Raw genomic sequence first — 20,546 nt, forward strand, 5'->3', positions numbered from 1 at the left:
AAACGTTTAATTGTTAATTTGTATTTTTGTCAAAATTTGATTTCACTATGCATTTCATATCAGAAGATTTAGAAGATTACGTTGCCAATCATTCACAAGCCGAACCTGAGTTATTAGCAAAATTAAACAAAGAAACTCATCAAAAAATAATGCAACCTCGTATGTTGAGTGGTCATTTTCAAGGTAGAGTTTTGAGTATGCTTTCAAAAATCATTCGTCCGAAACATATTTTGGAAATTGGAACGTATACGGGTTATGCTGCTTTATGTTTAGCTGAAGGATTGGCTGAAAACGGAACTTTAGATACGATTGATATTGAAGAAGAATTAGTAGATTTTCAAAGAAAATATTTCGATGCTTCTCCATGGAAAGACCAAATTTTTCAACACCTAGGTGATGCGATAGCTATTATCCCAACTTTAAATAAAAAATTCGATTTGGTTTTTATTGATGCTGATAAAGAAAACTACGTGAATTACTTCCACTTAATAGTTCCAATGATGAACAAAGGTGGAATTATTTTATCCGATAATGTGTTGTGGAGCGGAAAAGTGTTGGAAGAAGTAAAACCTAACGATAAAAGCACACCTGTTTTATTAGACTACAATCAACTACTGAATACTGACCCAAGAGTAGAAACCGTTTTGTTGCCTATTCGTGATGGTTTAACCGTTAGCCGAGTTTTATAATGACTTTCAAAGAAAAAATAAACTTATTCAGAAAAAACATTACAAAAAACCTATTTGTAAAAACGATTAACGAGACAAAATCAACACATAATAGTATAAAAAACGCATCTGAAATTAAACGAATATTAATTGTTCGACCAAATCACAGACTGGGAAATCAACTGCTAATTACACCTTTATTACAAGAAGTAATTACTACTTTCCCTGACGCAAAAATTGATGTTTTTCTGAAAGGTAATCTCGGCCCAATACTATTTAAAAACTATCCCGAAGTAAATAAGATAATTGCATTACCCAGGAAACATTTTAAAGAATTCATAAAATACTTAGGCTGTTGGTTTTACTTACGCAGACATAAATATGATTTAATTATCAACACGGTTAGTTATTCTTCTTCTGGTTCCATTGCAACTAAAATAACAAAATCAAAATACAAAGTATTTGGAAGAATTAAAGATTTGGATTCTTCCATTCACAATGATTACTTACATAACGCTAAACGTCCTGTTTACGATTTTAGAGAAGAAATTAAAGCATTAGGATTAGATTTACCTGATACTACAATTCCGAAAATCAACATACGCTTAGATTCAAAGGAACTAAAAAAAGGAACGGACGACTTATTTAAACTTACTGGAAATACTCAAAAAACCATATGTATTTTCACATATGCAACTAGTGAGAAAAAATACCCAAAAGAATGGTGGAATACTTTTTATGTAGCATTAAAAAATGAATTTAAAAACTATACTATCATTGAGATTTTACCTGCCGAAAATGTTTCACAAATTGATTTTAAAGCGCCATCCTATTTCAGTAAAGAAGTACGTGAAATTGCGGCTTTAATTGCAAATACGAAACTTTTTATAGGAGCTGATAGTGGTATTATGCATTTGTCTAGTTCCACTAATACAACTACCATTGGACTTTTTTCAGTAACTGACAAAAATTTATACCAACCTTATTCTAATAATAGTTTCGGGATAGATACTAATGGAAAAGAAATTGATGCCATTTTAAAAGAAATCAAAACCGTTATTCAGTAATAATTTCTGTATTGAATTTGTATCGCTTGCCAGTATAATTGTATAGTTTATAAAACGAAAATCCGAAAAGTCCACCAAAAAAATAACCTGTTAAAATATCACCCGGATAGTGCAATCCTAAATAAATTCTACTGAAAGCAAATATTAGTGGAAACAAGAACAACAAATAGGTATGTTTATAATACTTTCGAATAACCAACACTATAAAAGTAGTTGAAGCCATTGAATTTGCGGCGTGACCAGAGAAAAAACTGAATGATTTTCTAGTGATAACTTCACGCATTAAACCATCAAATTCGGGATTATTACATGGGCGTAAACGCTCGAATGAATATTTAAATAAATTCGTAATTTGATCAGTAAAGGTTAACAATACTGCTAAAAAAAGAATAATAATACCTAAACCTTTCCAACCTAATTTCTTTTGAATTAAATAAAAAACTCCAATAAAAAGTGGTGACCAGTAGATTTGTTTTGTGATAATTTTCCAAAAACCATCAAAAGGTTCTGAACCCAGTCCGTTTAAAAAAAGGAATAATTCTTTATCTAAGTTTATTAAGTGTTCCAAAATTACATTTGTCTTTTTATAGGTCCTGTAATATTTTCAATATCTTCTTTAACTTGCTCTATAGGATTTTGAACATCTAAATTAATGTTTTCCATAGGATTTACCATTTTAGTTATCCCTTCTTTTGCTTTAGCTATTTCTTCAGAAACTCCACCAGTTAAAGTATTCATATCTAATCCTGCTTCTTGAGTTCCTTTTTGGATTTCACTTTTTATTTCGTTAGTAGCATTTTTTAATTGTGCCATCCCTTTACCTAATGCACGAGCAATATCTGGAATCTTATCTGATCCAAATAACATTAAAACAACTAGAATAATGAAAAATAATTCGCCTCCTCCTATTCCAAACATAACGTATTGTTTTGAAAATTAACTTCGCAAAGTTACAAAGTTTTACACCTACTTTATCTTAAAGTAATCAAAAAAAAAGACTATCCGAAGATAGTCTTGATTCTTATTTTTTCTCTAATGTATCAAACTTAGAAACTGTTTCTGCTTTAGGCCAGTAATTGTTTTCAACATCTACATCGGCGGTTTCTAATTTTGGATCTAATTGAATTTTTACTACTTTTTTCTCTGTTGCAAAAACTCTTTTAGCAGTATCATTGTTTCTTCTCCAAATTTGAGCAGGAAATTTTTGAATTTCACTAGTTCCATCTTCGTATTGAAGCTCTACGATGATTGGCATGATTAATCCTCCTGGCTTTTCAAACTCTACTTCGTAGAAATATTTAGGTGATTTTAAAGCATTTTTTTCTTCAGCTGTATAATTTTTATTTACATAGTCAGAAAGTGCTTGAACACTATTAACATCCATTGCTTTTTTCAATTCAGGTTTAAAATCTGGAGCATCTTCAGCAACTAAATACAACATAGGTTCTCCATCGCTAATTTTTCTTCCTCTTCTATTAAACATTGCCTGAGTTTCTTTTGAAGCTTCTGTTGAAACATAATATTGTTTTACAGTTTTCACACCAATATCGGTATAATCTGTTGAATAGAACCAACCTCTCCAAAACCAATCTAAATCAACTGCAGAAGCATCTTCCATAGTTCTAAAGAAATCTTCCGGAGTTGGGTGTTTGAATTTCCAACGATTCGCATATGTTTTGAATGCATGGTCGAATAATTCATGACCCATAATCGTTTCTCTCAAGATATTTAAACCTGTTGCTGGTTTTCCATAAGCATTAGCTCCAAAGTTGTAAATATTTTCAGAATTTGACATAATAGGCTCTAAATATTTTTGATTTCCTTTCATATAAGGTACAATATTTTTAGCTGGACCTCTAGATGCAGGGAAATTTGGATCGAAAGAAGTTTCAGTTAAGTATTCTAAGAAAGTGTTTAACCCTTCATCCATCCAAGACCATTGTCTTTCGTCTGAATTTACAATCATTGGAAAGAAGTTGTGTCCTACCTCGTGGATAATAACTCCTAACATTCCGTATTTAATTCTATCACTTACAAATCCTTTTTCATCAGGACGACCGTAATTCCAACAAATCATTGGATATTCCATACCTTGATCTTCTGCTGAAACAGAAACTGCTTTTGGATAAGGATAATCAAATGTAAAATGAGAATACGTTTTTAAAGTATGTGCTACCGCTTTTGTAGATAAATCTCCCCAAAGTGGATTTGCTTCTTTTGGATAAATTGAAATTGCTAATGGTTTGTTAGTTGGTAAATCAACCGCCATGGCATCAATGATGAATTTTCTTGAAGTAGAGAAACCAAAATCACGAACATTTTGTGCTTTAAATTTCCAAGTTTTCTTTTTGTCTGAAAAACTACTTTCTTTAGCAACTGCTTCTTCTTGAGTTACAATTACAACTGGCTTATCAAAAGTTTTTTCAGCTAATTCCCATCTTTTAACTTGTTCTGCTGTAAAAACTTCGCTTCTGTTTTGTAACACTCCTGTCCCTTCCATAACGTGATCAGCAGGAACTGTAATATTTACTTCATAATCACCAAAAGCTAAAGCGAACTCACCTCTACCCCAAAATTGCATGTTTTGCCATCCTTCAACGTCATTATAGACAGCCATTCTTGGAAAAAACTGTGCCATTACATACAAACGGTTTCCATCAGGAAATTGCTCGTAACCAGAACGACCGTTGTTTGCTCCTTCCATATAATTCACAATATTGTACCACCATTTGATTGAAAATGAAACTTTTTCGCCATTTTTTAATGGTTTAGGTAAATCAATACGCATCATGGTTTGATTGATGGTATACTTCATTGGATTTCCTTTAGCGTCTTTTACATACTCAATGTTAAAACCTCCTTGAAAAGGACTTCCCATATATTTTTTTGCAAAACCACTTGTAGTGATGGCTTTGTCCATATTTTGATTTTCTACTAAAGGCGTTTTAGAATCAGGTCTTTCGATATTTTGGTCTAATTGTACCCATAAATATTCTAACGATTCTTTAGCGTTGTTGTGATAAGTAATGGTTTCAGAACCATAAAGTTTTTTATTCTTATCATCTAACTCCAAATTCATTACATAATCTGCCTTTTGTTGATAATAAGCAGGTCCTGGAGCACCAGAAGCTGTTCTAAACATGTTAGGAGTTGCCATTTCGTCATACATTTGACGGAACTTATTCTCATTATAATGTCCAGGTTCGCGCTTTTTTTCTTCTGGTTTTACATCCTGAGCGATTGCTCCGAAAGTTACTGCTAAAGTCAAGAAAGCACTAAGTACAATTGATTTTCTCATAATATTTCAATTCTTTTAATAGTCAATTTTTTGTTGCGTATCACTATTAGTAAACAAAAAGCTATTTTTGTTACTATTAATATTTACATGAACAATATTTTGTTGCTCTTTGTAAATATCCGTTAATAATGAATTAAAGATTTCGAAGGTATTTATTTTTTTCGATATAGCAATTTTAGTATAAAAAATTAACACATCGCCTTCTACTTCTCTAGTTAAATAAACAATCTCCTGAGGTTTTTTATTGATAGAAATTTTAATATTTTCTTTGAGATATGTTTTAATTAATGCTTCAGCTTCGGGCAACTCTTTTGTTGAAGTCAAATACACTTTTTTCTTGTATTTCTTTTCAAGTGCTTTTTCTAAATCATCAATAAAAATTCGATGGGTAATTTCTATCCTTTTTTTATTTGGTACATAGTCGATTTGAGTTACCGAAACATAAAATTTGTGCCAAACAAATGAGCTTAATAAAACTACAAAAAAAATTGGAGTAAAATATCGTAAAAAGTTCTTCTTCATTTGGTAAAAATAGTAATTATTCTTTTTTATTTTCTAATTTGTATGCTTTTGCTTTATCGGTTAAATATTGAATGAGTTGCAACTCGTATTCAGGTTTTAAAAACAATGATAAATCTTTAACTGGCATTTCGGCATATTGCAAAAAAATTGAAATATCTTCATGCTTAATTTTCAAGGTTTCTGTAAAGAAATTATGTGTAAAACGTTCAAACATGTGATCTGAGAATGATTTTGTTTGAATATCACGTTGTCTTCGTTCCTCAAAAACTAGCTCTGAGTTCTTTTTAGGATTACTTTTTATTCCGAGTAATTTCCCAATACCTTTACCTATTAACTTTAAATCAAAATTAGAACCATTAGGAGCTAATGGATTGTAAATTGCAGTATTTACAGGTGTTCCTAAACGAACATCATCTTCATAATATTTCACTGCCTTAGCATCAATACCACTGAAAGCTTCTCCATAAACCTGAATTCGTTTGGTATCTTCTTTTAAAGCTCCAGTTAAAGTGTAAGGAGTAATTTCTACTTCATTAAGCTCAGTAATTTTTAAATGCAATCTAATCTCAAGTTCTTCTAACCAAAAATCTTTTTCAGTTAACACATATTTTTTAGAATCATAGGAAAGTCCTTGAATATATAAAGTATCTGTTGCTTTTGCTTTTATTGAAAATTTTCCATCAACATTAGTAACAGCACCAATGTTAGAAGTAATATTGAAAACCGTTAAGTTTTCCACTTCAATAGAATCTGCTACTATCTTTCCTTTCAAAATTTTTCTCTCAACTTCTTGGGAAAAGACTAGTTGACTAAAAAGAAATATAAAGAATAATATATATTTATTTTTCATTCTTATCCGATATTGAAGGTTGCAACTCACTTACTTTCAAATATTCCACAGCAAGTTCAGACAGTATAAAAGTGGCCATTGTTTTATTTTTATCTTTCATTGCCATAACAAATCGACTGTTTTCAACCACATAAAATAAAAAACCATCTACATAATCTTCAGGAATTTTTAAAACATCTGTAAAATATTCCTTTTGATAATAATCTGCTGTCCTATCTATCAAAAACTCTTTTCTTTCTACTTCAACTTCTTTTTTAAGCATTCTAGTCCTACCTGAAATCCAATTTAATAAAGGATCTATTGAAATAATTGTACCTATTGACATTTCTGATGCCGCTTTAAGTTTTCGTTCGGCTGGAGTATACGTTTTTTGATTTTTCGGAATAATTCCTAAAGAAACTGCATTAATGTTTTTATACTGAACAATAGTAACTTCTTCTAATTCATTGAGCTTTGATTTCATTTCTACAAACAACAAATTTTCACCAAAATCATCTTTCTCAATAATATGCTTTGTTGCAATTAAATGAATGGCGCTAAATTGTAACGTATCACCAATTGTAACTCGAATTGAAAAATAACCTCTATCATTTGTTGCTACACCAATTCCTTTATTTAAATTTAAAATATGGATTCCTTCTAAACTACTAGAAGTAGAAACGACTTTTCCTTTTATAATTGTATCAGACTGAGCCCAACCTAAGAAAGAGAAAAACAATAAAAAAAGAAGTAATTGTTTTGTCATAAAGGAATCATATTAATTGATATGTAAATGTAATTGGTTCTCTTCAAAATGAAATCCTAATGAGATGATAAACTTATGTTAATACAATTTGATAAATTTGTAAAAAAATAATTTAATGAAAAATATAATTATTGCCAGCACTTCTACTTTACATGGAGGTGAATATTTAGACTATTTATTACCTGAATTGCAATCGTTCTTTTCTGATGTAAAAGAATTACTTTTTATTCCATACGCAAGACCTAGCGGAATTTCTCATGATGATTACACCAAAAAAGTTAGCAAAGCTTTTGCTAAAATTAACATCGCTGTGAAAGGAATTCATGAATTTGAAAACCCAATCGAAGCCCTTGAAAAAGCTCAAGGAATTTTTACTGGTGGAGGAAATACTTTTTTACTGGTAAGCCAATTGTATAAAAATAATGTTATTGACACGTTAGAAAAAGTAGTTAAAAACGGAACGCCGTATCTTGGAACAAGTGCCGGAAGCAATATTTGCGGTTTAACGATGAGCACTACTAACGATATGCCAATTGTGTATCCGCCTAGTTTTAGAACTTTAGGATTTGTGTCTTTTAATATTAATCCCCATTATTTAGATCCAATTGAAGGCTCAACACATATGGGAGAAACGCGTGAAACTAGAATCAATGAATTTCATCATTTTAATCCGCAACCTGTTGTAGGATTAAGAGAAGGAAGTTGGTTAGAAGTTAAAGGCGATTCTGTAAAATTAAAAGGAACTTTAACCGCAAGAATTTTCAAGAGAAACGAAACACCTTTTGAAGTAGCTCCAGAAACCGAACTAAACGAATTGAAATAAAAAAAAGCCTTGCAAATGCAAGGCTTTTTTGTAGAGCGGAAGACGAGGCTCGAACTCGCGACAACCAGCTTGGAAGGCTGGAGCTCTACCAACTGAGCTACTTCCGCAGGTGATAATTTTTAAAACTTTATCTTGTTTTAGAGCGGAAGACGAGGCTCGAACTCGCGACAACCAGCTTGGAAGGCTGGAGCTCTACCAACTGAGCTACTTCCGCATAACAAAAGCGTTAACTTTTGTGGGTGCAAATATACTTTAAAAGTTTTGGTAATTGCAAATTTTTTTTGATATTTTTTTCAAAGCTATTGTACTAACTTTACCCTAGAATTAACCCTTTTCTCTAAAAGATTAACTTTTAATGAGTTATATAATTATGAAAATAAAAAAAATCAGTTCGATTGAAACATATCCTGTACGACATGAAGTTTTAAGAAAAGGAAAACCAATCGAAACTTGTCAGTTTAAAGGTGATGATGATGAAAACACGACTCATTTTGGATTGTTTTTAGAAAACAAACTTGTTGGAATCATCTCTATTTTTAAAGAAAACAATACTTTATTTTCAGAATTAAATCAATTTCAAATTAGAGGAATGGCGGTTTTAGAAGCGTTTCAAGGCAAAGGATTTGGAGCCGAATTAGTAAAAGAAGCTGAAAATCATTGCATTAATTTGAATGCCGATTTAATTTGGTTCAACGCACGGGAAAATGCCGTTCCGTTTTACAAAAAATTAGATTATAAAATCATTGGCGATTCTTTTTTAATTCCCGATGTTGGCATTCATTTTGCAATGTACAAGAAAATACACTGAGAAGATTTTCAATAATTCTTCTTATATTTATATCAGAATTGCTACTCTCTATGAAAAAAATTACTTTTCTATTTCTAATCCTCTCGGTTATTTCTTGTAAAAAGGAGCCATCACCAATTGCATTTGACAACAGTATTATAAAAGATACCGTTTTAAATATTATCATTAGACCCGTTCATCCTGATTTACTAAGTGACAAATCAGACAGTATAAAATTGTACTATCAAAAAATGAACTTTCACGAAATTTGGTATTTAGATGAAAACCGAAAAGATTTGATTAATGAAATTAAGTTTTGTTATGAAGATGGATTAAATCCAGAAGACTATGAAATTAAAATCATTGAAGATTTAGAAAGCAAAAGAGCAAAATTAAACGATGAAGATATTGTAAAATACGACATTCTACTTACCGAAACCTTTGAAAAATTAGCTAACCATCTCCACAAAGGAAAATTAAATCCGAAAGAATTATATACCGATTGGGATTTAAAACCAAAAGAAATCGCACTTTCCTCATTATTAGAAAAAGGAATTAAAGAGAAAATTATTGCTTCAACTTTTAAAGATTTAAAACCAAATCACATTGTCTATCAACTACTTAAAAAGAGCTTAGTTGAAATTGATAAATTCCCAAACGTTACTTTTGAAAAAATAAGCACAAAAAATAAAATTGTTGTAAACGACACTTTACCCGAAATGGTAAAAATCAAAAAACGTTTGGCCTATTGGAAGGATTATAAAAACAAAGATAGTATCATTACCTGGGCTTACGATACTTTGACTCTTAAAGCGGTAAAACGTTTTCAAGCACGTCATGGTTTAGCACCTGATGGCGTTATCGGAATTGGAACACTAAAAGCTTTGAACACCACTAAAAACGAGCGAATTGAACAAATATTTGCCAATTTAGAGCGTTGGCGTTGGTATCCATCTGATTTAGGTGAGAAATATTTGATTGCCAATATTCCAGATTATATGTTGCATTATATAAAAAATAATGACACGATTGCTTCACATCGAATTGTGGTGGGAACTCCAAAAAGAAAAACTCCCATTTTGAGTTCAAAACTCTCCAATTTTGTTTTCAATCCTACTTGGACTATTCCGCCTACTATCATTAAAGAAGATTTAACTCCTGAGGCATCAAAAAACCGAAATTATTTTCCATCAAGAAGACTAACAATATACAATAGTCAAGGTAAAGAAGTAAGTCCGTATGAATGGAATCCAGGAAAAGCAAATAATTACAAATACGTTCAAAAACCCGGTTATAATAACTCGTTAGGATTGGTGAAATTCAATTTTGTTAACCGCCATTCCGTTTATTTACACGATACCAATCATCGCGATTATTTTGTGAAAACGTATCGTTCATTAAGTTCTGGATGTGTACGAGTTGAAAATCCATTGGTTTTAACCAAACAAATATTAACTGAAATCAATCCAGAAAAATGGAGCGGAGGCGAAATTGATTCCATTCTGAAACAAGAAAAAACAAAAACAGTGTCTATTAAAGACACTGTGAATGTATATTTGTTTTATTGGACGAGTTGGATTGAAAATGACAAACTGCAATTTAGAGATGACATTTATGAACTCGATAAAGTCCTTTTTCAAAAACTACGAAACTAACTTAGATTTCACTACATAGTTTCTTGATGGGTGATAAATAAAAATACAAGATTTACCTTTAATCGTTTCTATTAATTCTTTGTGTATTTCATAAGGAACAGCCGGACAACCTTGACTTCTTCCTAATCTTCCCGTATTTTTAATAAACGATTTGCTTACATAATCAGCTCCGTGAACTACTACTGCTCTATTTCTAGCATTATCGTTGATTCCATATTCCATTCCGTCTAAACGTAAAGATAAACCGTGTTTACCAGTGTAAGTTTCTCCTGTTACATAAAAACCCAAACTACTTTTAAATGATTCACTAGCATTTGAAAAATCAGTTGCATATTCAGAACCAGAATTTCTACCGTGAGAAACTAACGACTTTAAAATTACTTTTTGTGTTTTAATATCAATAACCCACATTCTTTCTTGAGATGATGACAAACTAAAATCGACAATCGTTAAAATTTCATTTTGGATTTTTCCAAGTTGTTTTAATTGCTCATATCCTTCAAAAGCAGCTATAAAACTTTCAAAAGAAGGTAAAGAAAAACCATTGGCATCAATAATTGAATAAAATGATTTAGTCTTAGCTTCAAAAGTTGCTTTCGCATTTGCAGCAATTAATTTTGGATCAGTAGATTTAACTTCATTCTTAGTATTTTCTGTTGTATTTAAAGGCTTGAACGAAAAAATGCAAAATAAAATTAGGGGCAAAAATCTGTAAATCATTGTTAATCTTGTAGTTATATTGTTGTTGTGATGTGCCAAATATATTTATTATTTTTAAACCTGCAAACTTTTTTATGTATTTTGTCGAAAATTTTAACCTTTCATCGATTATTCGTACAAAAGTTAAACATTATATAAAAAAAGTAGACATATAATGTAATCCAATATTTTTGCAATCAAAATTCATTACATGACAAACCGATTCGGCATCACTTTAATTATTTTATTAACAGGCACTCTTTTTTCATTTTCACAAACAAAAAAGAGTGTTTCAACTAAAAAAACAACTGAAACCATTTCAATTGATGCTGAATTAAACGAAGCTTCATGGAAAGACGCAGAAATTGCCACCGACTTTGTTTCTTTAGAACCAAAAAACGGAACTCCAATTCCTGAAGAATTTAAAACTGAAGTGAAAATTTTATATTCTAATGATGCCATATATGTAGGTGCAAAATTATACGACCCAAATCCAGAGAAAATTTTAAAAGAATTAGTTGAACGCGACGAAATTGGCACTTCAGATTTTTTTGGAATTTTTATAAATGGTTACAACGATGGTCAGCAAGAATTTAGATTTTTTGTAACCGCTGCTAATGGACAGGTGGACACTAATTTTACTTCATCAGAAGGTGAAGACAGTTCGTGGAACGCTATTTGGGAAAGCAATGCAAAAATCACCGATTTTGGTTATATTGTAGAAATGAAAATTCCATACGCTGCATTGCGTTTTCCTGAAAAAGACAAACAAACTTGGGGACTTAACTTTTTTAGAGAAGTTAGAAGAGAACGTCAAAAATACACTTGGAGTCCTATTGATAATAAAATTGGAGCCATTTCGCAGCAAGCCGGAATTTTAACTGGAATCGAAAACATCAAAACCCCAACCCGATTGTTCTTAATACCTTATTCTTCCTTTTATCTTTCAGGTAGTGATGCTCAAAAAACAAAAGGAGAATTAAAAGGAGGATTGGATGTTAAATATGGAATAAACGATGCTTTCACGTTAGATGCGATTTTAGTTCCCGATTTTGGGCAAACTAAATTTGATAATGTGGTTTTAAATTTAGGTCCTTTCGAACAACAATTTAACGAAAATCGTCCCTTTTTCACCGAAGGAACCGACTTATTTAGCAAAGGTAATTTATTGTACTCAAGAAGAATTGGACAAACTCCAGACTTGAATTTAAACATTGCTGCAAATGAATCGGTAGCGTATCCAGGAGCTGTAAATTTATTAAATGCAATGAAAATTTCAGGTCGCGATAAAGATGGCTTGGGAATTGGTTTTCTTAATGCCATCACTGAAAAAACAATGGCAACGGTTTCAAATGACGATAATGATAATACAAGACAAATTGTAGTTTCTCCTTTGACAAATTATAACGTGATGGTTTTTGACCAACGATTTAATCAAAATTCATCAGTAACTTTCATTAACACAAATGTTACAAGAAACGGAAGTTTTAGAGATGCCAACGTGACTGGATTACTATTCGACTTGAACAACAAAACCAACAAATACAATCTTTCTGGAGGATTAAAATCGAGTAGTATTAATGATGTTGAAAATAAAAATGGTTATAATGCATCGTTATATTTTGCTGAAACAAACGGAAAATTTAGATATAGCTTTGGAAGCGAATACATGTCAAAAGATTTTGAAATCAACGATTTAGGAATCAATTTCAGAACCAATTATTATTCATTTTCTGGAAACACCAACTATCGCATCTTAAATCCAAACAAAACCTTTAATACTTTCAGAATTAACTTAAATTCTTACTTTGAATTTTACACACCAACAAACCAAATTCAAGCAAGTAATTTTAATATTAATTTAAATTCTTCAAACAAAAAAAACCACTATTTTGGAGCAGGAATAAACTATAATCCTTTTAAAAATTACGATTATTATGAACCTCGTGTTGCCAATAGATTTTTTGTTAATCCAGAAAACTTAGGTGGATTTATCTATTTTTCATCTAATTACAATTACAAATTTGCAATAGACATCAATCCTTACATTACTCATGTTTTAAATCAAAACAGGTATGAAGCAGGAATAAATGTAAGTCCAAGATATCGTTTTAGTGACAAATTTTCATTAGTGTATAGCTTTGATTATTTCAGACAACAAAACGATATTGGTTTTATCGATTTTGAAAACTCAAATATCATTTTTGCAAGAAGAGATAGAAACACTTATACCAATTCATTATCTAGTAAATTTTCGATTAGTAGTGTAATGAACTTTAATTTATCCGTTAGACATTATTGGTCTTTGGCAGAAAACAACAGAATAAACAACTTAAACGAAGATGGAAGTTTAGCACTGAACACCACTTATACCGGTAATAAAAACTCAAACTTTAGTACTTGGAATTTAGATTTAAGCTATTCATGGTGGTTTGCTCCAGGAAGTCAAATGTCGATTTTATACCGAAATAATGCTGCAACTTTTGACAGAACTATTAATAAAAATTTCAATTCGAATTTCTCTAATTTATTACAAGACAATTTGAATCATATTTTATCTATAAGCGTACGTTATTTTATAGATTACAACCAAGCTAAAAACTGGATAAGAAAAGGATAAATCACTTAATCGTTTTCGTAATTTTAAGTTACTTTTTCAATTAGAAATTTACCAATTGTTTATCTTTGTACAAACACACAAAAATGAACAAAAAAGTAATTTTAATGATATTGGACGGTTGGGGAAAATCGCCCGACCCAAAAGTTTCTGCAATAGACAACGCCAACACTCCTTTTATTGATAGTTTATATACGAAATACCCAAATGCACAATTAAGAACCGATGGTTTAAACGTAGGTTTACCCGAAGGTCAAATGGGAAATTCAGAGGTAGGTCATATGAATTTAGGCGCTGGAAGAATCGTTTACCAAGATTTAGCCAAACTGAATTTAGCGGTTGAACACAAAACCATGAGTCAAGAAAAACCACTTGTAAATGCTTTTGATTATGCCAAAAAGAACAATAAAGCCATCCATTTCTTAGGATTGGTTTCCGATGGAGGTGTGCATTCGCATACATCACATTTAAGAGGTTTAATTGATGCTGCTCAAGAAAGTGGTGTTCAAAACATGTTTGTTCATGCCTTTACTGATGGTCGTGATGTGGATCCGAAATCGGGAGCAAAATACATTTTTGATTTAGAAAATTATCTTCAAAATACCAATACAAAATTAGCTTCTGTAATTGGAAGATATTACGCAATGGACCGAGATAAACGTTGGGAAAGAGTAAAATTAGCTTACGATTTAGTAGTAAATGCAGAAGGAATTCACTCTAAAAATGCGGTTACGACTATTAACGAAAGTTATGCAAATAATGTAACCGACGAATTTATCCAACCTATTGTGATGGTGGATGAAAACAACAATCCTGTTGCGAAAATTCAAGAAGATGATGTGGTGATTTTCTTCAATTTCAGAACCGATAGAGGAAGAGAATTAACCGAAGTATTATCGCAAAAAGACTTCCACGAATTCAACATGCACAAACTGAATTTGTATTATGTTACGATGACCAATTACGATGAAACCTATGAAAATGTTCACGTAATTTACGACAAAGACAACATTACAGAAACACTTGGCGAAGTTTTAGAAAAAGCCAATAAAAAACAAATTCGTATTGCCGAAACTGAAAAATATCCGCACGTAACCTTCTTCTTTTCTGGTGGAAGAGAAGAGCCTTTTGTAGGCGAAACGCGTATTTTGAAAAATTCACCAAAAGTAGCCACTTACGATTTACAACCTGAAATGAGTGCTTTTGAACTGAAAGATGCTTTAGTTGAAGAACTTAAAAAAGCAGAAGTTGATTTTGTTTGTTTAAACTTTGCCAATGGCGACATGGTGGGTCACACAGGCGTAATGGAAGCCGCAATTAAAGCTTGCGAAGCTGTTGATGTTTGCGTTAAAGAAGTGGTTGAAACCGCTTTAGAAAACAATTACACCACAATAATCATCGCCGATCATGGAAATTGCGAAACGATGATAAATCCAGATGGTTCTCCAAATACAGCACACACAACAAATCCAGTTCCAATTATTTTAGTTGACAAAGAATTAAAAAATATTCAAAATGGTGTTTTAGGCGACATTGCTCCTACTATTTTAGATTTAATGGGAATTGAAAAACCAGCAGTAATGACCTGTAAATCATTATTATAAATAACAACTCAAATAAATTTAAAAAAGAGATTCATTAACTTGAATCTCTTTTTTTTTACATCCAACAATTGTAAATTAAAAGTTAAACTTTTATAAATTGATAGTATTACTATTATATTTGCATTGTTAAATATTACATCATGCAAAAATTACTATCTAATTTAAAAATAACCATTAACGAAAAGTTATATGTAAAAGATCCTGAAACTTCTGAGTTAGGACGTAATATTTTAAAAAATAGTATTATTCTAATTGATGAAATTGGATTTGAAGCATTTACGTTTAAAAAATTAGGTGAAAAAATTCAATCTAACGAAAGTTCTATTTATCGCTACTTTGAAAACAAGCATAAACTTTTAGTTTATCTAACTTCTTGGTATTGGTCTTGGATAGAATATCGCATGGCATTTGCGACTACAAATATTTCAAATCCAGTTGAAAAATTAGAAAAAGCAATAATACTTGTTACCGAAAATGTTGTAGACGACAATGCAACTCCGCATATTAACGAAGGAATTCTAAGCCGAATTATCGTAGAGGAATTTACAAAAACCTTAATGACCAAAGAAGTTGACAACGAAAATAAAGAAGGTTTTTTCTTAGTTTATAAAAGAGTTATCAACCGCATAATTGATATCATAAAAGAAGTAAATCCAGAATATCCATACGCCAAAAGTTTAGCATCAAACATTGTGGAAGGCTCTCTTCATCAACATTTTTTAAAAAATCATTTAAAAACTATTACCAACTTATCTGAGAAAGAATGCGCAACCGAATTCTACACAGATATGGCTAAAAAAATACTACTATGACACCATTAAAAAGATTCAAAAACCTCATCTTAATCGACAAACAAGACATTTATCAAATCTTCTTGTATTCTATTATCGCTGGATTAATCAGTTTGTCGTTGCCTTTGGGAATTCAATCAATTATCAACTTTATTCAGGCTGGAAAAGTTAGCACTTCTTGGATAATCTTAGTTGTTATTGTTGTTGTTGGTGTAGCCTTTGTAGGTTTGTTAAGAATAATGCAATTTCGAATCACAGAGAACTTACAGCAAAAAATATTTGTGCGCTCGTCATTTGAATTTGCATATCGTTTTCCGAAAATAAAATTCAATGAATTACACAATCAATATCCACCAGAATTAGCGAATCGATTTTTTGATACGTTAACAGTTCAAAAAGGATTTACTAAACTTTTATTAGATATTTCTGGTGCTGCGTTACAAATCTTTTTCGGTATTATTCTACTTTCTTTATACCATTCCTTTTTTATATTTTTTGGATTAATACTTTTAATTCTATTGTATTTAATTTTCAAAATCAACTTTAATTTAGGATTAGAAACCAGCTTAAAAGAATCAAAATACAAGTATAAAATTGCTCATTGGTTACAAGAAATTGCCAGAAATCATTTAAGTTTTAAAAGCAATTCTATTTTTAATTATTCGCTACACAAAAACGACAAATTGGTTAATGAGTATCTAAAACAAAGAGAAAGTCATTTTCAGGTTTTAATGAAGCAGTTTGTTCAGTTAACTGGATTTAAAATCTTAATTACAGCGGGTCTATTAATAATTGGAGGATTACTAGTAATTAATCAGCAAATGAATATTGGGCAATTCGTTGCTGCTGAAATTATCATTTTGAGTATTATTGCAGCGGTTGAAAAATTGTTTTCAGGTTTAGAATTGTTTTACGATGTATTGACTTCTTTAGAAAAATTAGGCTCTGTTGTGGATATGGAATTAGAAGAAGATATCCAAAATTCAAACTATTTAGTAGATAAAAACAAACTTACAATCGAAACTGAAAACTTATCATTTACTTATCCAAAATCAGACAAAGAAATATTGAAAAATATTAATTTATTGATTGAACCAAAACAACACACTTTAATTTTAGGAGAAAATGGTTCCGGAAAAACAACTTTAGTTCGTTTGTTAGCACGCTTAATTGAACCAACATCTGGAAGTATTTTTATCAATAATACCAATTATAAAAAGTATTCATCAGATGAATATCGCTCAAAAATTGGGATTATTACAGCACATGAAATGCCTTTTGAAGGTACAATTTTAGAAAACATCACCTGTAATAATCCTGAGATTAAAATGGAAATGGTTTTTGAACTAATCGAAAAATTAAAACTAACCGAAGCTATCAAATCACTTCCACAAGGATTAGATACTAGGATTTCATCTGAAGGAAAACAAATTAATTCATCAACAATACAAAAAATTGTTCTGGCTCGTTGTATTATCAATAAACCCAAATTATTATTTTTAGAAAATCCTTTAGACAAATCCGACGAACAAACCTGTAAAGAAATCATTGATTTTTTAGGCGAAGAAAAACATTCATGGACATTAGTTGTTGTAAGTAAAAACAGTTATTGGAAACAAATTTGTAAGCAAACTATTCTTTTAGAAAAAGGGGAAATTAAATCCATTTAAGTCATGCTAAACATCACAAAAAATAGAATTGATCAATTCGTAAAGTTAGAGCAATTCAAATCAGGACAAATTTTTAAAGAACAAAAGCACTATAAAGTAATTCGAAAACTTATTTGGGCTTTTGTGATTATGGTAGTTTTATTTCTTTTTCTTCCTTGGACACAGAACATTCAAGGAACAGGAAATGTTACCACTTTAAAACCTAATCAACGTCCTCAAACCATACAAACAGTAATTGCAGGAAGAATTGAGAAATGGTATGTAAATGAAGGCGATTTTGTGAAAAAAGGAGATACCATTCTATTTATCTCAGAAATTAAAGAAGATTATTTAGACCCTAATTTAATTGAAAACACAGGCAATCAAGTAAAGGCTAAAGAAAATGCAGCTATATCATACGCTGATAAAGTAAAAGCATTGGAGAGCCAGATGGGCGCTATTCAAAATGAAAAAAACTTAAAATTAAAACAAGCGCAAAACAAACTTAAACAAGCGTATTTAAAAGTACAAAGTGATAGTATCGATTTTGAAGCCACTAAAACACAACTTAAAATTGCAAAAACACAGTATACGCGTTCTGTAAACTTAAACAAAGAAGGGTTAAAACCAATGACCGATGTTGAGGAAAAACGCATGAAATTACAAGAAACAGAGGCAAAAATTATTACACAAGAGAACAAATATATTACTAGTAAAAACGAGGTTTTAAACGCTACAATGGAGCTTAACAGAATTAGCGCCGAATATGCAGAAAAAAACGCAAAAGCAAGTAGCGACAAACAAACTGCTTTGAGTTCACAATTTGATACCGAAGCACAAGTAAACAAACTTAAAAACCAATATAAAAACTATCAAATTAGAAATGGATTGTATTACATTACAGCCCCACAAGATGGCTATGTTAACCGTGCATTACAATCTGGTATAGGCGAAACCATAAAAGAAGGGACTTCTGTGGTTAGCATTATGCCTTCAAAATATGATATTGCTGTGGAAACTTATATTAATCCTGTCGATTTTCCTTTAATAAATAATGGTGAAAAAGTAAGAGTTTGGTTTGATGGATGGCCTACAATTGTTTTCAGTGGTTGGCCTGATGTTTCTTACGGAACTTTTGGAGGAATCATTGTTGCCAAAGAAAATTTCATTAGTCCAAACGGAAAATACCGAGTGCTAATTGCTCCCGACCCGAATGATAAAAAATGGCCAAAGCAACTAAGCATCGGAGCTGGAACTCAAACTTTAGCATTGCTAGACGATGTGCCAATTTGGTTTGAAATTTGGCGAACTCTAAATGGATTCCCTCCTAATTTTTACCAACCTGCAACCGAAAACACTAAAAAATAATGAAATCGAAACTATTTTATATCTTCATTTTCATTTGTAGTTCAATGAATTTATTTGGGCAAAATAACCCAACAGAATTCACGTACAATGAATTTTTAGGTTATGTAAAAAAATATCATCCGTTAGTAAAACAAGCCGATTTAAAACTGAACGAAGCGCAAGCTAATTTAATGCAAGCGCGAGGTGCTTTTGATCCAAAAATTGAAGTCGATTTCAATGAAAAACAATTCAAAGGCAATCAATATTATTCTATTTTAAATAGCAGTTTTAAAATTCCAACTTGGTATGGAATTGAGCTAAAAGCAGGATTTGACAACTCTGAAGGAATTTACGTAAATCCAGAAAACACGTTACCAAACAGCGGATTAACTTCGTTTGGAATTTCAGTTCCTGTTGGTCAAGGGTTATTCATTAATCAGCGAATGGCTGATATTAGAAAAGCAAAAATTGCACAAAATTTAAATGCGGCCGAACGCAATTTACAAGCAATTGAAGTTTTGTATGAAGCTTCTGTAAGCTATGCAAACTGGAAAAGAGCTTTTGAAGAAGTAAAATTATATGAAAATTACCTGGTTAATGCTTCAAATCGATATAAAGGAATTGAAAAATTAATCTCAGAAGGCGACAAACCAGCAATTGACAGCATAGAAGCCGGAATTGTTGTAAAAACCAGATTGTTAAACTTAGAAGATGCTAAATTAAAACTTATTAAGGCGAAGCTAGAACTATCAAACTATTTATGGTTAGAAAATAATGTTCCTTTAGAATTAAAGGATGATTTAATACCAGAAATTACATTGTCAAAAACGATAAAAGAAGTTTTACAAATAAACGAATTAAACCCAATTGACTTAAACAATCATCCAAAAATAAAAGCTTTAGACGCCAAAATCGCGATGCTTAAAGTAGACAAAAAACTAAAAGCCAATGCGCTATTACCCAAACTTGATGTAAGTTATAATTATTTATCCGAACCAAGTTATATTGATAATTATCGCTTTGAGGATTATAAAATTGGAGTAAATTTCTCTTTTCCGCTTTTTTTAAGAAAAGAAAGAGCTGGAGTAAAATTAGCTACTATTAAAATTCAAGACACCGAATTTGGATTGCAATTCGAACGAAAAAGTTTAGAAAACAAGATAAAATCGCAACAACAAGAAATTGCCTCTTTAGAAAAACAAAGAGAATATATCCGAAAACTAATTCAAGATTACAACACGCTATTGAATGCGGAAGATCGCTTATTTGAAATGGGAGAAAGTTCGTTGTTTGTAATTAATTCGAGAGAAAACACCTTGGTAAGTTCACAAATAAATGAAATAGCTTTAGAGAATAGATACTTAAATACCATTATAGGTTTGTATAAAACGATAGCTAACGCAAATTAAATTTAACAATAATTG

The 20,546-nt window shown here is 31.0% G+C and carries 18 protein-coding genes and 2 tRNA genes; 11 read left to right on the forward strand and 9 right to left on the reverse strand.

The features are described from left to right. Positions 1–47: 47 nt before the first annotated feature. Together IM755_RS01155 and IM755_RS01160 are read left to right on the forward strand one after the other, a co-directional pair. Positions 48–689 (forward strand): O-methyltransferase, encoded by a 642-nt coding sequence (locus IM755_RS01155; protein ID WP_194093241.1) that lies wholly within the window; start codon positions 48–50, stop codon positions 687–689. Beyond that, positions 689–1,735: a glycosyltransferase family 9 protein gene (locus IM755_RS01160; RefSeq protein ID WP_194093242.1), complete on the forward strand. Its 1,047-nt coding sequence runs from the start codon at positions 689–691 to the stop codon at positions 1,733–1,735. Before IM755_RS01155 ends, IM755_RS01160 begins: the two co-directional genes overlap by 1 nt. On the opposite strand, the gene IM755_RS01165 is transcribed toward IM755_RS01160, so the two are convergent. From IM755_RS01165 to IM755_RS01190, 6 genes are all read right to left on the reverse strand, one after another. Next, complete coding sequence (locus IM755_RS01165; protein WP_194094430.1) at positions 1,725–2,306, reverse strand: phosphatase PAP2 family protein; 582 nt, start codon at positions 2,304–2,306, stop codon at positions 1,725–1,727. The genes IM755_RS01160 and IM755_RS01165 overlap by 11 nt on opposite strands. Further along, positions 2,306–2,653 (reverse strand): Sec-independent protein translocase subunit TatA/TatB, encoded by a 348-nt coding sequence (locus tag IM755_RS01170; protein ID WP_194093243.1) that lies wholly within the window; start codon positions 2,651–2,653, stop codon positions 2,306–2,308. The genes IM755_RS01165 and IM755_RS01170 overlap by 1 nt, the downstream gene beginning before the upstream one ends. A 103-nt stretch (positions 2,654–2,756) precedes the next feature. Beyond that, entirely contained in the window at positions 2,757–5,033 is a 2,277-nt protein-coding gene (locus tag IM755_RS01175) for a M1 family metallopeptidase (protein ID WP_194093244.1), read from the reverse strand. Between the two features lie 15 nt (positions 5,034–5,048). After that, the gene (locus IM755_RS01180) at positions 5,049–5,555 is read right to left on the reverse strand and encodes a DUF6702 family protein (protein ID WP_194093245.1); all 507 of its coding nucleotides are present in this window, start codon (positions 5,553–5,555) and stop codon (positions 5,049–5,051) included. Between the two features lie 16 nt (positions 5,556–5,571). Next, positions 5,572–6,327 (reverse strand): hypothetical protein, encoded by a 756-nt coding sequence (locus IM755_RS01185; RefSeq protein ID WP_194093246.1) that lies wholly within the window; start codon positions 6,325–6,327, stop codon positions 5,572–5,574. Between the two features lie 67 nt (positions 6,328–6,394). After that, positions 6,395–7,150: a carboxypeptidase-like regulatory domain-containing protein gene (locus IM755_RS01190; RefSeq protein WP_194093247.1), complete on the reverse strand. Its 756-nt coding sequence runs from the start codon at positions 7,148–7,150 to the stop codon at positions 6,395–6,397. Between the two features lie 115 nt (positions 7,151–7,265). On the opposite strand from IM755_RS01190, the gene pepE reads away from it, so the two are divergent. Further along, the gene (gene pepE, locus IM755_RS01195; RefSeq protein ID WP_194093248.1) at positions 7,266–7,973 is read left to right on the forward strand and encodes a dipeptidase PepE; all 708 of its coding nucleotides are present in this window, start codon (positions 7,266–7,268) and stop codon (positions 7,971–7,973) included. A gap of 34 nt (positions 7,974–8,007) precedes the next feature. On the opposite strand, the gene IM755_RS01200 is transcribed toward pepE, so the two are convergent. Both IM755_RS01200 and IM755_RS01205 read right to left on the reverse strand, forming a co-directional pair. Continuing rightward, positions 8,008–8,080 (reverse strand) — tRNA-Gly (locus tag IM755_RS01200). 34 nt (positions 8,081–8,114) lie between these two features. Then, positions 8,115–8,187 (reverse strand) — tRNA-Gly (locus IM755_RS01205). A 156-nt stretch (positions 8,188–8,343) separates the two neighbouring features. On the opposite strand from IM755_RS01205, the gene IM755_RS01210 reads away from it, so the two are divergent. Both IM755_RS01210 and IM755_RS01215 read left to right on the forward strand, forming a co-directional pair. Beyond that, positions 8,344–8,781, forward strand: coding sequence for a GNAT family N-acetyltransferase (locus tag IM755_RS01210; RefSeq protein ID WP_194093249.1), 438 nt, complete (start codon positions 8,344–8,346; stop codon positions 8,779–8,781). Between the two features lie 50 nt (positions 8,782–8,831). Next, a complete protein-coding gene (locus tag IM755_RS01215; RefSeq protein ID WP_194093250.1) occupies positions 8,832–10,415 on the forward strand; it encodes a L,D-transpeptidase family protein in 1,584 nt (527 codons plus the stop codon). Here IM755_RS01215 and IM755_RS01220 read toward each other — a convergent pair. Then, positions 10,404–11,135, reverse strand: coding sequence for a murein L,D-transpeptidase catalytic domain family protein (locus IM755_RS01220; RefSeq protein ID WP_194093251.1), 732 nt, complete (start codon positions 11,133–11,135; stop codon positions 10,404–10,406). The two genes, IM755_RS01215 and IM755_RS01220, sit on opposite strands and share 12 nt — an antisense overlap. A gap of 190 nt (positions 11,136–11,325) precedes the next feature. Between IM755_RS01220 and IM755_RS01225 the strand changes: the two genes are divergently transcribed. The 6 genes from IM755_RS01225 (at position 11,326) to IM755_RS01250 (ending at position 20,531) form a co-directional block, all read left to right on the forward strand. Continuing rightward, positions 11,326–13,734 carry a DUF5916 domain-containing protein gene (locus IM755_RS01225; RefSeq protein WP_194093252.1) on the forward strand — a complete coding sequence of 803 codons (2,409 nt, stop codon included), beginning with the start codon at positions 11,326–11,328 and terminating at the stop codon, positions 13,732–13,734. A gap of 83 nt (positions 13,735–13,817) precedes the next feature. Further along, positions 13,818–15,335, forward strand: coding sequence for a 2,3-bisphosphoglycerate-independent phosphoglycerate mutase (gpmI, locus tag IM755_RS01230; protein WP_194093253.1), 1,518 nt, complete (start codon positions 13,818–13,820; stop codon positions 15,333–15,335). 140 nt (positions 15,336–15,475) lie between these two features. Next, on the forward strand, positions 15,476–16,147 hold the full coding sequence (locus tag IM755_RS01235; RefSeq protein ID WP_194093254.1) for a TetR/AcrR family transcriptional regulator: 672 nt from the start codon (positions 15,476–15,478) through the stop codon (positions 16,145–16,147). Next, a complete protein-coding gene (locus IM755_RS01240; protein ID WP_194093255.1) occupies positions 16,144–17,796 on the forward strand; it encodes a peptidase domain-containing ABC transporter in 1,653 nt (550 codons plus the stop codon). The genes IM755_RS01235 and IM755_RS01240 overlap by 4 nt, the downstream gene beginning before the upstream one ends. Before the next feature lie 3 nt (positions 17,797–17,799). Then, a complete protein-coding gene (locus tag IM755_RS01245; RefSeq protein WP_194093256.1) occupies positions 17,800–19,143 on the forward strand; it encodes an HlyD family secretion protein in 1,344 nt (447 codons plus the stop codon). Further along, positions 19,143–20,531, forward strand: coding sequence for a TolC family protein (locus tag IM755_RS01250; RefSeq protein ID WP_194093257.1), 1,389 nt, complete (start codon positions 19,143–19,145; stop codon positions 20,529–20,531). The genes IM755_RS01245 and IM755_RS01250 overlap by 1 nt, the downstream gene beginning before the upstream one ends. The last annotated feature ends 15 nt before the right edge of the window (positions 20,532–20,546 follow it).

The organism is Flavobacterium proteolyticum, from assembly GCF_015223105.1.
Classification (GTDB): domain Bacteria; phylum Bacteroidota; class Bacteroidia; order Flavobacteriales; family Flavobacteriaceae; genus Flavobacterium; species Flavobacterium proteolyticum.